Origin of the sequence: Bacillus sp. FSL W7-1034 (assembly GCF_038593365.1) — a bacterium.
Lineage (GTDB): Bacteria > Bacillota > Bacilli > Bacillales > Bacillaceae > Bacillus > Bacillus altitudinis.
The window spans coordinates 2,748,745-2,761,508 of the sequence record NZ_CP151989.1 but is presented as its reverse complement, the minus strand read 5'-3'; the positions used below and the strand labels follow the sequence as shown (position 1 = coordinate 2,761,508).

The 12,764-nt window shown below is 39.8% G+C and carries 16 protein-coding genes; 11 read left to right on the top strand and 5 right to left on the bottom strand.

Annotated elements, in window-relative coordinates; translation table 11 throughout:
- Positions 1 to 51: 51 nt before the first annotated feature.
- The gene (locus NST73_RS14175; RefSeq protein ID WP_251210875.1) at positions 52 to 567 is read right to left on the bottom strand and encodes a gamma carbonic anhydrase family protein; all 516 of its coding nucleotides are present in this window, start codon (positions 565 to 567) and stop codon (positions 52 to 54) included.
- A gap of 45 nt (positions 568 to 612) precedes the next feature.
- Here NST73_RS14175 and NST73_RS14170 point away from each other — a divergent pair, with 45 nt between their 5' ends.
- The 3 genes from NST73_RS14170 to NST73_RS14160 all read left to right on the top strand — a co-directional run bounded on the left by NST73_RS14170 (position 613) and on the right by NST73_RS14160 (position 3,509).
- Positions 613 to 1,392: an alpha/beta hydrolase gene (locus NST73_RS14170; RefSeq protein WP_019743683.1), complete on the top strand. Its 780-nt coding sequence runs from the start codon at positions 613 to 615 to the stop codon at positions 1,390 to 1,392.
- Positions 1,393 to 1,421: 29 nt separating this feature from the next.
- Positions 1,422 to 2,501, top strand: a complete 1,080-nt coding sequence (locus NST73_RS14165; RefSeq protein ID WP_017358359.1) for a tetraprenyl-beta-curcumene synthase family protein — start codon at positions 1,422 to 1,424, stop codon at positions 2,499 to 2,501.
- A 231-nt stretch (positions 2,502 to 2,732) separates the two neighbouring features.
- On the top strand, positions 2,733 to 3,509 hold the full coding sequence (locus NST73_RS14160) for a sporulation protein (protein WP_008342983.1): 777 nt from the start codon (positions 2,733 to 2,735) through the stop codon (positions 3,507 to 3,509).
- Between the two features lie 19 nt (positions 3,510 to 3,528).
- Here NST73_RS14160 and NST73_RS14155 read toward each other — a convergent pair whose 3' ends face one another.
- Both NST73_RS14155 and NST73_RS14150 read right to left on the bottom strand, forming a co-directional pair.
- Positions 3,529 to 4,107: a class I SAM-dependent methyltransferase gene (locus tag NST73_RS14155; RefSeq protein WP_017367896.1), complete on the bottom strand. Its 579-nt coding sequence runs from the start codon at positions 4,105 to 4,107 to the stop codon at positions 3,529 to 3,531.
- A complete protein-coding gene (locus NST73_RS14150; RefSeq protein ID WP_017358356.1) occupies positions 4,104 to 5,069 on the bottom strand; it encodes a TIGR01212 family radical SAM protein in 966 nt (321 codons plus the stop codon). Before NST73_RS14150 ends, NST73_RS14155 begins: the two co-directional genes overlap by 4 nt.
- A 152-nt stretch (positions 5,070 to 5,221) precedes the next feature.
- Here NST73_RS14150 and NST73_RS14145 point away from each other — a divergent pair, with 152 nt between their 5' ends.
- The 8 genes from NST73_RS14145 to NST73_RS14110 all read left to right on the top strand — a co-directional run bounded on the left by NST73_RS14145 (position 5,222) and on the right by NST73_RS14110 (position 10,703).
- Complete coding sequence (locus tag NST73_RS14145; RefSeq protein WP_017367895.1) at positions 5,222 to 5,497, top strand: YtzC family protein; 276 nt, start codon at positions 5,222 to 5,224, stop codon at positions 5,495 to 5,497.
- Between the two features lie 150 nt (positions 5,498 to 5,647).
- On the top strand, positions 5,648 to 5,980 hold the full coding sequence (locus NST73_RS14140) for a hypothetical protein (RefSeq protein WP_061419967.1): 333 nt from the start codon (positions 5,648 to 5,650) through the stop codon (positions 5,978 to 5,980).
- A gap of 265 nt (positions 5,981 to 6,245) precedes the next feature.
- On the top strand, positions 6,246 to 6,425 hold the full coding sequence (locus tag NST73_RS14135) for a hypothetical protein (RefSeq protein WP_008342991.1): 180 nt from the start codon (positions 6,246 to 6,248) through the stop codon (positions 6,423 to 6,425).
- Between the two features lie 17 nt (positions 6,426 to 6,442).
- The gene (locus NST73_RS14130) at positions 6,443 to 6,835 is read left to right on the top strand and encodes a GntR family transcriptional regulator (protein ID WP_024719312.1); all 393 of its coding nucleotides are present in this window, start codon (positions 6,443 to 6,445) and stop codon (positions 6,833 to 6,835) included.
- A complete protein-coding gene (locus NST73_RS14125) occupies positions 6,828 to 7,706 on the top strand; it encodes an ABC transporter ATP-binding protein (RefSeq protein ID WP_007501894.1) in 879 nt (292 codons plus the stop codon). Before NST73_RS14130 ends, NST73_RS14125 begins: the two co-directional genes overlap by 8 nt.
- Entirely contained in the window at positions 7,700 to 8,683 is a 984-nt protein-coding gene (locus NST73_RS14120) for an ABC transporter ATP-binding protein (protein WP_047945254.1), read from the top strand. Before NST73_RS14125 ends, NST73_RS14120 begins: the two co-directional genes overlap by 7 nt.
- Positions 8,684 to 8,704: 21 nt before the next feature.
- Complete coding sequence (locus NST73_RS14115; protein WP_007501890.1) at positions 8,705 to 9,403, top strand: ABC transporter ATP-binding protein; 699 nt, start codon at positions 8,705 to 8,707, stop codon at positions 9,401 to 9,403.
- Positions 9,393 to 10,703: an ABC transporter permease gene (locus NST73_RS14110; RefSeq protein ID WP_008342997.1), complete on the top strand. Its 1,311-nt coding sequence runs from the start codon at positions 9,393 to 9,395 to the stop codon at positions 10,701 to 10,703. The genes NST73_RS14115 and NST73_RS14110 overlap by 11 nt, the downstream gene beginning before the upstream one ends.
- A gap of 60 nt (positions 10,704 to 10,763) precedes the next feature.
- On the opposite strand, the gene NST73_RS14105 is transcribed toward NST73_RS14110, so the two are convergent.
- Positions 10,764 to 11,459 carry a hypothetical protein gene (locus NST73_RS14105; protein ID WP_342499160.1) on the bottom strand — a complete coding sequence of 232 codons (696 nt, stop codon included), beginning with the start codon at positions 11,457 to 11,459 and terminating at the stop codon, positions 10,764 to 10,766.
- Positions 11,460 to 11,543: 84 nt separating this feature from the next.
- Positions 11,544 to 12,347, bottom strand: a complete 804-nt coding sequence (locus tag NST73_RS14100; RefSeq protein ID WP_007501884.1) for an STAS domain-containing protein — start codon at positions 12,345 to 12,347, stop codon at positions 11,544 to 11,546.
- Between the last annotated feature and the right edge of the window lie 417 nt (positions 12,348 to 12,764).

The following is a 12,764-nucleotide window of genomic DNA, read 5'->3' as shown; positions in this document are numbered from 1 at the left end:
TTGCTTAATATCCTGAAAAAAACATGATAAAGTGAAGATACATGTATGATGTTAACGCGATAAAAGGGAACGATAGTATTGTCCTTTTTCTACATATTCTCTGCGGATACGATCCATGTCTTGGATATCTTCATCTGTTAAATGGCGAACGACTTTGGCTGGACGGCCAAAAGCGAGTGAACCTTTTGGGATGACTTTTCCTTGCGGGACAAGGCTACCTGCACCAATAAAGGCTCCTTCGCCAATTTCCGCACCATCGAGAATGATGGATCCCATGCCAATGAGGGCATTTTTTCGAATGATAGAGCTATGTAATGTGACTTGGTGTCCAATGGTAGCACCATCTTCAATAAGAAGTGTTTTTCCAGGACTTTGATGCAGACAGGATAAGTCTTGAATGTTGACGTTTTTTCCAATTCTGACAGGAGCTACATCGCCTCTAATGACCGTTTGGAACCAAACGCTTGAATATTCTCCAATTGTGACATCACCTGTAATGGTGGCGTTTTCTGCAACAAAGACCGATTCATGAATCTCAGGTGTAAACTGATGATATGGATAAATCACTTTTTCGACTTCCTTTCTTAATACAACATTTGTGAGGTGTTTACTTTGTGGACTTGGCATGCTGAAAGACCGGTTGGTACAATTGTCATTGTACATGGTGCTAGTGAATATCATGGCCGATATAAATGGCTGATCGAAATGTGGCGAAATGCAGGCTATCACGTCGTCATGGGTGATCTGCCTGGGCAAGGGACATCGACACGTGCGAGAGGCCACATTCGTTCTTTTCAAGAATACATTGATACAGTGGATGAATGGATTGAACATGCGAAGTCGTTCAGACTTCCGACATTTTTACTTGGACATAGTATGGGGGGACTGATTTCGATTGAATGGTTCAAGCAGTATACCCATACGAAGATTGATGGCCTTATTTTATCATCACCTTGTTTAGGTCTGCAATTTAAACCGAAGAAGCTGATGGATTTTGCGTCAAAAGGGCTAAATGTGCTGGCGCCGTCTTTTAAAGTCGAATCTGGGCTGTCGATCGAACTTGCTACACGGAATCAAGATGTGATAGAGGCAGATTCCAATGATTCGCTTTATGTGACGAAGGTGTCGGTTCGCTGGTATCGAGAACTGGTGAAAAATATCGATGCGGCGATGCAGCCTACGAATGTTTTTCGGTCGATTCCACTCCTGCTCATGCAGGCAGGCGATGACAAGATTGTAGATAAAACAAGAGTGATGAAATGGTTCAATGGCATTGAATCAACCAATAAATCATACCGTGAATGGGAAGGGCTTTATCATGAAATTTTTAATGAGCCCGAGCGAGAAGATGTGTTTAAGGCGGCAAGAGCCTTTACTGATCAATATATTTGATTGTGAGCTTAAGTTGGGGGTGGATTGATTTGTCAGTACCAGAACGTCCTTTTGCACTGATGACGAAGGTGTATAAAGATATTTTTCCGCTAGTTCATCAGGAGCTAAAAAAGTGGCGGGCTCATGCAGAAATGATTGAAAATGAAGAACTGAGAACGCAGGCACTAGCGAGCATATCCAGTAAAACCTTTCACTGTGAAGGCGGGGGAATTTTATCTCTGCTTGCAGGTGAAGCGAAGGAAACGTGTATTGAATTCATTGTGGCGTACCAAACGATTAGCGATTATTTAGATAACTTATGTGACCGCAGTACATCACTTGATCCAAAGGATTTTCATATGCTGCATCAGGCAATGAGAGATGCACTCGATATTCATGCGGAGCTTAAGCCGTATTATCAATTCCGTGATGATCAAGAGGATCATGGGTACCTGCATGCGCTAGTCAGGACGTGCCAAGATGTGCTGTCACGTCTAGCACATTATCCGATCATTCAGCCCTATTTACATACGCTGTGTGATTATTATAGTGATTTACAAGTACATAAGCATGTGGTTCCTCATGAGCGTGAACCTCGATTAGAGTCATGGTTCCGCCAGTATGAAAAGGATTTACCGAAGATGGAGTGGTATGAGTTTTCCGCATGTGCAGGATCAACGCTGGGTATTTTCTGTCTTGTGGCTTATGCACTGCAGCCTGATTTTACAGAGAAGCAGGCGAAGCAAATTTACGAAAGCTATTTCCCTTATATTCAAGGTCTGCACATCTTACTGGACTATTTAATCGACCAAGAAGAGGACAGGCTGGAAGGCGATTTAAATTTTTGCTCGTACTACAACTCTCATCATGAGATGATGGATAGACTACAGCATTTTATTGAAAAAGCGGATGAACAGCTGAAAGGCATTCCACACGAGAATTTTCACAAACTAATCAATAGAGGGTTACTTGCGGTCTATTTGTCTGATGAAAAAGTGACAGCTCAAAAAGAGATGAACAAGCTGGCAAAGCGGTTGATCAAATCAAGCGGGAAAACATCGTTCTTTTTCTATATCAATGGCAGAGCCTATCGAACCTATCAGAAAATGCCTTGGATGAAATCTTCTTAACGTATAAAATAAGCTCATCAGCTTGTAGAAAATGTTTTTCTACAAGCTTTTTTATTTTGAACTGTTTCGCTTTGGGCCATGTACAGTTCTTTTATGATTACAATCCTCTTATTTGCTGCCGATATTATTCTTAGTGTACGAAAAGTAGGAGAAAAGTATGAATCAAGCGAATCGTATCTCCTTCTTATGGCGTATGTTTGTTGGAAATTTTAAAAAAGGGGAAGGTCGAATATGTCATTTTTTAAAAAGTTTGCAGCAAGTGTAGGAATCGGTGCAGCAAAAGTGGATACAATTTTGGAGAAAGATGCGTATGAACCGGGAGAAGAAGTAAAGGGAACAGTCCATGTGAAGGGCGGAAAAGTGCCTCAAGATATTCGCTATATTGATTTAAAGTTGAAAACATGGTACACCATTGTAAAAGATGATGAAGAGCAACGAAAACACACAACCATCCATTCTGTCCGAGTGACTGAATCATTCACGATTCAGCCTGCGGAAGCTCAGCAGTTTACATTCTCGTTTCACCTTCCTCTTGATACTCCAATGACTGTAGGTAAAGTAGAGGTGGCTGTTGTGACAGACCTTGATATTCAAGGTGGTATTGATAAATTTGATCATGACCGCATTTTTGTAAACGCACACCCTTGGGTGAATCGTGTGCTTGAAGCTGTTGGAAACTTAGGCTTTCACCTTCATGAAGCAGACTGCGAAGAAGCACCTTATTTCAGGCGCCGCCTTCCCTTTGTTCAAGAGTTTGAGTTCATACCGACTTCCGATTATTATCGTCAAATGCTTGATGAGTTAGAGGTGATTTTCTTCATTGATGAAGAGGGGCTAGATCTCATTTTTGAAGTTGACCGCAGAGCAAGAGGGCTGCGTGGCTGGCTGGAAGAAATGTATAATGACGGAGAACAGCTTGTACGTGTCCGCTTTACTCGATCAGAGCTTGCAGATGCAGAAGAGCTGGAAGTAGTGCTTGAAGAAATCATTGACCAATACGCTTATTAAATAATAAAACTCAAATCCATTAAGAGGATTTGAGTTTTTTTTCGATGGCTACCACAAAGGGCGGATCGTTTTGAATATTCATGTATTGATAAGATATTACCTGTACTTCTTCGTGATGGAGTGTTTTGCAATAATCAAGAAGGATGTCCTTCTCTTTTTTTCCTTCGGGATGACCGTGGTAAATCACAAGAACGATCAGACCTCCAGGCTTAAGCCAATCCATGAGCTGTTTGATCGCTTCAATGGTCGTATGGGCCTGAGTCGTGACGGTTTTATCGCCTCCTGGTAAGTACCCAAGATTGAACACTGCACCAGATATGTGGCCATAAGCATCCGCTGGCAGATGTTCAGCAAGTTGTTCATGTCCGTCATGGATCAGGTGAACGTTTGGATAGTGCTCACCAAGTCTTTTGCTTGTTTGCTCAATGGCTTCCTTCTGTACATCGAATGCGAAAACTTGTCCATCTCTCCCGACAAGGTCAGCTAAATAGCGTGTATCATGGCCATTTCCCATCGTTGCATCAATGACAATATCGCCTTTTTGACAAGCACGTTCTAACAGCTCTTTACTAAAAGGGAGCATCCGTTTTAAAATCATTTTGCCGCTTCTTCCAATCTGACGAAGCGTTTACCTTGGTAGCTGTTACGTCTTTCAAGCTCAGCATTAATGGCATTGAGCACTTCCCATTTATTCACACTCCACATTGGACCTACCATTAATTCAATGGGACCATCGCCTGTAATACGATGAATAATCATTTCTGGGGGCAGGATCTCCAGCTGATCACAGACAAGCTGGACATATTCCTCTTGGCTGAGAAACTCTAGTTTGCCTTTCTCATATTGCTTTACCATCGGTGTTCCTTTTAAGAGGTGAAGTAGATGAATTTTAATTCCTTGCACATCTAAATCAGCGACAGCTTTTGCTGTTTCCATCATCATATCTCGGTTTTCAAGAGGAAGACCGTTGATGATATGTGAACAGACTCGAATGCCATGTTTTCGCAGTTTTTCTACACCTTCTACGTAGCATTCATAATCATGGGCACGGTTGATGAGCATCGCTGTCCGCTCATGTACAGTTTGTAGACCAAGTTCAACCCATAAATACGTCCGTTCGTTTAACTCAGCTAAATATTCCACGACGTCATCTGGCAGACAATCAGGTCTTGTGGCAATCGATAAACCAACCACTCCATCCAGATTCATGACGGTTTCGTATTTTTCTTTTAAAACAGGAAGCGGCGCATGTGTGTTTGTGTAAGCTTGGAAATACGCCATGTATTTTCCATCTTTCCATTTTGTATGCATCCGGTCCTTGATTTCATTAAATTGAGTGATGAGATCATCCGCCCGGTTCCCTGCAAAATCACCAGATCCTGCTGCGCTGCAAAATGTGCAGCCTCCATGTGCGACAGTACCATCACGGTTTGGACAATCAAAGCCGCCGTCTAATGCGACTTTAAATACTTTATGACCAAAGTGCTCACGCAAATGATAATTCCATGTGTGATAACGTTTTTCGCTGTTTGAATATAAAAAAGGGTTATGCTGATCCAAGTCAGTAACCTCCTTGCATAATAATAGGCATCCTTAAAGTTTAACAAAAATCACGAAAGAGGACAATTGAATCTGTCCAACATTTTCTTTAGTGAAAAAGCTTTACGTGGGCAAAATAGGCGAGAGCAATGATGAAATGGAGGGATGGCTAGATGGCAACTAGAAAATCAATCGATGAATTTGTCCAAAAAAGCACTGAGACTCTTGAGTTTGCAAGCGAACAGTTTGATTTGAGCTCTCGCCAAGAACATTATAACGTAGAAGAATTTTCAAAAGCGCAGCTCATGCTTGAGGATGCGGTGAATGAATTAGAAAAGTTAAAAGATGTCGCCAATGATCAGCAAAGAGAACGTTTAGACAGAACGCGTGTACAAATTCAAAGTCTGCAAAACCAAATGATTTTAGGTATTTCATACGAGAACGAATGATGAACAGATCCTTCTTTTAAGGGTCTGTTTTTATTTTTTGGCTGTTTTCGCAAAGATTGTTGTTTTTGGATATATATTTGTAATAGGTTTTTGTTCTGTTAAAGTATGTTATATATAGAAATTGCTAATATCTTCAAGGGGGTAGAAGAAATGTTGGAGACTCTTCCTGATTGGTTTTGGGCATTATATTACTTGTTTTTCTTAGCAACATTAGGAACCGCAATATTCAGTGTTGTGAAAAATAAACATAGGGGATTGTCCATTCTAACCATTGTATTTACTGTTACAATTCCGATTATTAGCCTGATAAATAGCATTGGTAGAGTAGAAGGCATGAATGAATTTGAACACTTATTTAGTCAATTGCGACAGGGTGCAGTTTGGTCTATCTTTACAGTTATAGGCTATATATTTTTATTAGTATGGTGGGTGCTAATCCTGTTCAAAAGCAAGTCCAAAAACAAAGTAATAGTATCTAATTAAAACATTGTAGAGACCTCAATATTCGGGGTCTTTTATTATGCACTTTTTCAGGCAATTATGAAAGTTATTAACGTGTTGAACACCCTAAACCAGAAGCAAACCTGGCTTCCGAAAGCTTTTAAGTAGCTTCGTCATTTTATCTGGTTCGTCTGCCTATTTTTTTCTAGAGTCTCTTGACTTTTCAATTAAGTGTCTATATTGTATTAAGTGTACTACATCAACTAATACACTACAGACACTTAAACGTGAAGAAAGGTGTTTAACCATGAAAAAAGAAAAAAAACCAATCAATTTAAAGTGGATGGTGCTGGCTGTTGCGTTAGCATGTACATTTTTTTTCGTTCTCGTTTTCATTGGTTTTGAAGTTCAAAAAGATTTTATTCCAAATTCGGTCCCTTTAATGCAAGGACATGATCAAGCGATAGGACTGCAAAAGCATGAATGAGAAAAGAGGGAGCCATCATGATTCAAATAGATCCAAGAAGCGCTGCACCAATATATGAACAAATCATTGAGCAGTTAAAAATTTTGTGCTTAAAAGGCGTGATGAAACCAGGTGACAAACTGCCCTCTGTGAGAGAGCTTGCCACCATTATTATTGCGAATCCAAACACCGTCAGCAAAGCGTATAAAGAGCTTGAACGGGAAGGAATTATTGAAACATTAAGAGGCCGTGGAACGTATGTGACAGAAGGTGCACAGTTAAAGCTGAATGAAGGGAAGGTGTTAGAGATGAAGGAGCAATTAAGGCAACTCATTATTGAAGCTCATTATGCCGGTATTGATATTCATCAACTCAAAGAGTGGCTGGAGGAGATCAGCTCAAGTCTAAAAGGAGGAAAACAAGTTGATTGAGGTCAGAAATGTATCAAAGAAATTAAATGGACGCGAAGTACTCAGCAACGTTTCCTTCAAGATAGGCGAAGGAGAGATCTTTGGTCTGCTTGGCCGGAATGGCTCTGGTAAAACAACACTTCTTCGCTTGATTCAGCAAATCCTTCTTCCAGATGAAGGAGAGATTTATTTTAAAGATGTACTCGTAAAAGACCACCCGTTAGTGAAGCAAAATATTGTGTATATGCCAGTCGTAAATCCCTACTTTGACCGGTACAATTATGGACAGCTTGTGAAGCTGTTAAAACAACTGTATCCAAAGTTTGACGTGACATATGCCAATGAGCTGGTGAACCGGTATGAGATTCCGGAAAAAGTGAAATACCGTGAATTGTCGACAGGTTTAAAGAAGCAGCTATCCCTCATTTTAAGTTTTGCCATCAAACCAGCAGTCATTTTGTTAGATGAGCCGACAGACGGGATTGATGCAGTCACAAGAAATGACGTTCTTCAGCTGATGATTGACGAGGTGGCAGAACGACAAACAACGATTTTAATTACATCTCACCGTTTAGAGGATATTGAGCGTATGTGTAACCGAATCGGGTTTTTGGAAGGAAATCAGCTCACAAGTGTTATGGATTTAGACGAATTAAAGAATGACTACGTTAAAATCCAGATGGCATTTGAAGAGGATATGAACTTAAGTATTAGAAAAAAAGGCGTTGCCATCTTAGATCAAGCGGGTGTGTTCTATACAGCACTTGTACTCAAAACAGATGAAGAAGCAAAAGAGTATTTGAAATCGCTTGAACCAAAAGTGTGGCATGAACTGCCTGTAAATTTAGAAGAAGTATTCATTGCGAAGTTTGGAGGGAAACGCAGATGGTAAAGCGGCAATTGTTATATAAGGAATGGAAGCAGTCTGAGCTGACATTCATTTTAGTGATGCTTGTTGCGGTATTTGCGACGCCATTATCCTTTTTAATGGAATACTCATCCTTTCAAGATTGTCTAGAAAACCGAGAATGTCTAATGGATACAACAACATTCACTTATATTTTTAAGACGGACGCATTTCTCTCACTTTCATGGGTCATGGGAATATTTTTTGCTGTGATTCAGCTAGGATTTGAAAGAAATAAAGGGCAGATGGACTTTACCGTATCCTTGCCGTTTAGTAGAAGTTCCATCTTTCACACAAAGTTTTTCTTAGGTGCTGGAATTATTGCAAGTGTTCATGCTGTTTCATACCTTCTCATTTATTTATTAAAATTAGGTCTTGGGCCAATAGAGACACCTGGATTCAACAGTCATTATTTCTCTGCATTGTTGTCAGCCTTGATGATCTATAGTTTGTTTTTTGCAGCAGGTGCTTTAACAGGGAGTGCTATTTCTCAAGCAATCGTTGGATTTAGTACAGCTATTTTACCTTACTTAGTGATTGGTTTACCAATCCTTCATTTAGATTTTATCTTTAAAACAAGCGGGATGTGGCTGGATAAAATCTTTAATTTTTTGATCACGCCCATTTCCCCCATTACTTATATTACAGCTAACAGTTTTTATCAGGAATATCCGCTTTGGTTCAATGGTGAAGAATACATCGTTCCAATTGTCATGATGTTGCTATTTTACCTTATAGGCTTGTTTAGCTTTATTAAACATCCAATTGAACGAAATGGCCGATTCTTCCTTTATTCAATAATGGATCGCCCAATTCAAATTATGGTGATCGTGTTTGGCGTCTTAGGGTTTGGCTGGGTTGGTTTCTCTTCAGATTCATTAATTGGATATTTTGTTGGCATGTGCATCGGTGGAGCTGTAGGCGCACTGACGAGTTATTTCTTAATCTATCGAAAAAGATAAACAGAGAGCAGGGGAGTAGAGATGATTCAAATTCAATCGTTAGATCATGTGTTTAAAATTGGGAAAAAGGGCAGGGAGAACGAGATTCCTGTGCTCAAAGACATTGACTTGTCTATTAAAAGAGGCGAAATTGCATGTATCGTCGGACGAAGCGGTTCGGGGAAATCAACTTTACTGAATTTAATATCGGGATATATTACGCCAACAAGCGGACAAATTATGGTTGATGGCACCAATGTGACCGGCTTTAATGAGAAGGAATGGGCAGACTTTCGGTTAGATCATTTTGGCTTTATCTTTCAAAGCTTTCAATTGATCGGGAGTTTAACAACATATGAGAACGTTGAACTTCCGCTCACTTTAAAAGGTGTGAAGCCGTCTGAGCGAAAAGTGAAAGTAAAGGAAATGCTGAAACGAGTTGGACTGGAACATCACGCAGGACATTATCCTAATGAACTGTCAGGTGGACAGCAGCAGCGTGTGAGTATTGCAAGAGCCTTGATCCTTAATCCGTCTATTATTTTAGCGGATGAGCCAACAGGCAGTCTGGATTCAGAAACTGAAGGAGAAATTCTAGCCTTTATCCAGCAGCTTAATCGTGAAAAAGGAATTACATTTGTCATCATTACACATGACGATGAAGTCGCTTCAATCGCAGACACAACGTTCCAGCTTCATGATGGTGTATTAAAGAAAGGGGATCAGTCCATTGAAATTTAGAGATCAGGTCAAATTCATCAGAAGAAATATGAAGAAAAATAGATTGCGTGTGTTTATGACCATACTTGCAACGACAATGGCATGCTCTTTCTTAATCGTTCTAGCGTCAGTTGGTTTTGGTCTGCAAAAATCGGCTCAAGATGAAATCATGAAACAACAAATTATCACAGAAATTAAAGTGTTAGGCAAAGAAAAAGGTGACGTCAAGGTTGACGATTTAAAGAAATATGATCATGCGAAATCTGTCGTTGCAAGAACGTCAATCATTCCATCGGTTCACGTCGAGCTCGATAATCGCTCAAGTGATACGCAGGCTGTACTGACAGATATGAAAGAAGAAAAAGAGGCAGGCCTTGAACTAGACCGTGGAAAAGTCCCAACATCGGCGAATGAAATTGTAGTTGGGTATCAAATGGCAGAACAACTTTGGACGGAAAAAGAACGAAAAGACTATGAAAAAGAAATGAATCAGACATCAAATGGTGAAGAGACACCGGAAGAGCCAAAAGGCTATACGAAGGAAATTTTAAACAAAGTCATTCAAATCAAGGTGCCGAAACTGAATGAAGAAAATGAAGTGGTGAAAGAAAAGACGTTCGATTTCCGTGTCGTCGGTGTATTGAAGAAACCGAATTTGGAGTGGCAGCAGGATCATAAAATTCTTATTCCGAATGCTTATGAAAAAGAATTTAGTCAAGTGCTCGATCTGTCTCCTGATGCAGGAAATGTCGAAAAAATGACGTCTGTCTATGCTGATAAGTTCGACAATGTCGGTGCGCTCACAGATAAGCTGACAGATGACGGCTATCAAGTCATCTCTGTGACGAATCAGCTTGAAGGAATGGATATGTTCTTTACAGTCTTTAAAATTGGACTCATCTTTGTTGGATGTATTGCGGTAATTATTTCGGCGATCGGCATTTTCAATACGATGACAATGGCCGTAACAGAGCGGACACAAGAGATTGGGATCATGAAAGCCATCGGTGCGAATCCTTCCATTATTAAGCGAATGTTCCTCATGGAAAGTGCTTATATTGGGGTGATTGGATCGATCATCGGGATTATCATCTCGTACATCGTTAGTTTTGCAGTGAATTTAATCATTCCAGCAATTTTGTCTTCCATGTCTGAAGGGGGATCAAGTGATCAATTCTCGATCACCTTCTCCTATATTCCGCTAAGCCTTGTGGTCACAGCAACAGTGATTAGTGCAGGAGTCGCCATTATTTCTGGACTCAATCCAGCACGTAAGGCGACAAAAACGAATGTATTAACAGCATTAAGAAGAGAAATTTAAAGAAGAACCTCCTGTACCTATATTGGGCTGACAGGAGGTTTTTTTATCGTCAAAAGATGTTTATTGCTTTGGTGCCCGGTACCCTGCACGCTCAGCTTCTTCTACGGAGCAGAACATTTTGGTCACGTTTTTTGTCCGTGAGTAGTATCTGCTGCTCGGTGTGTGATATATGCCGTTGACACTTCCTTTAATATTACAGGCGGCAGATTCTTTTTTTGTTTCTTTTTGTGACTCATGACCGCCAGTATTCGACCCATCATCTTTAGGAGCAGATCGCTGGGCCGATGACATGGTGTCTTTGTTTACTTTCTGGTGTTCTTTTTTGAGTGTTTCGTTTGTAGAGGTGAGCTTGTCTATTTTCTCTTCAAGCTCATGGATGGTTTTTTCTTGCTGTTTGACTGTCTTCTTTTCGGAGGTGATGGTTTCTAATTTCTTGGATAGCTTTTCTTTTTCTTTGGTCACGTCTTCTAAAGAGGCCGTCAGCGTTTCTTTGTCTTCCTTTAGACGAGAAATGTCAGATGCTAATTGTTTTTGCTCTTTCAGCTGTTCAGAAGATGGATCTGCTTGTGCTTTCGGAGCACCTGTGCCGGCAAACGGTAATGATATAATAGAAAAAACAAGACCAATGGTCAAAAAAGGATAGAAGAGTTTTTTTGAAAAGATTTGTTGATTTTGGTGTTTAAGTAATAAATAATTGACGGCATATCCTATGGCGAAACAAATACATAAAAGACCTATGATGAGTAACATTATCATCTGGCAGCCCCCCTATATCACTATTTACACCTATCATACCTCATTTTTCCATTTTGGGGAGCGGTTCAATTAAAAAAACCCTGTTTATACAGGGTTTTCAGCTAATGGCAATCCTTTGATTGCTTCTTTTACCGTTAAATAAGTGATCGTATTCTGGAAGTCTGTATCTAAGTCTTTCATTTTCATCGCAAGCTGTGGTTTGATCCCAGTGATGATGAGTTCAGTTCCAGTTAAGTTCAGCAGGTGATGCAGTTTGAAAATTCGCGCTGCAACGGAATCATCGACATCAATTAAACCAGAAAGATCGACAATTAAATAATCATCCTTTGAATCTTCTAATATACAAGTTAACTTCGCGACGATAGCATCAAAGCGTTCTTCTGATAATTTTCCGATGAGTGGAAGAGCGGAAACACCATTTTTGATTGGGACAATTGGCGTCGACAGAGAGGTGACTTCCTGTAAGGAATCTTCTAGGAGTTGTTCATATTCTTTCTGCTTTGTAATGTCCTTTTGAAAGCCAATAAAAAATGTTTTGTCATCTTGTTCAATGTATAGAGGGTCTATATTGAGTTCATTCCAAAAAAAAGTACCGTCTTTTTTATAATTTTTGAGCTGTGTGGTAATAGGTGTTTTGTTTTGAATTCCGTGACGTATTAAGGCAAGTTGCTCTTGATTTGTGTCTTTTCCTTGGAGGAATCGACAATTACGTCCAAGAATCTCATCTGGTTTATATCCAGTCATTTGTGTAAAGCCATGATTCACATAAACGATAGGGTTATCCTCTAAAGAAGGGTCTGTAATGACAACACCAATCCGCGCATGATCCAGCGCTTTTTTTATGAGTTCAAGCTGTTTTTGCAAGCCGAAGATGTTCGAGCTGACCATATTACCCTCCTTTGCTGCTGCTATCAGACATTTAAGATGGTTTTTTTAAAACCAAATGAATTCTTTTTAAACGTAACATAACATATGTTCTGTTTCAATGATTGCAATCGCTTTGTTAAATTTGTCATCATAGTTTGTCCTCCATTAGAATAGAGTAAGTAAGGAGACTTTTCATTAGAAAAAGAAGGAATCATTTGAGGATAATTCATAAAATGACAAAAATAGTTAATATGGATTAGGTGAAAATGATTCCAATGCATCAAGATTGTTTTTGGGTCATTCACATATAATGGAAGAAACAAGCTTTTTTTCTTCGTTAGAGAGAATAGACCTTTTACATGGATTATGACGGAACAGCAGAATGGCATTACAGGGGGCTGGACAGCCTGAAGTCGCTTTACTATTCTAAGGGCTTTA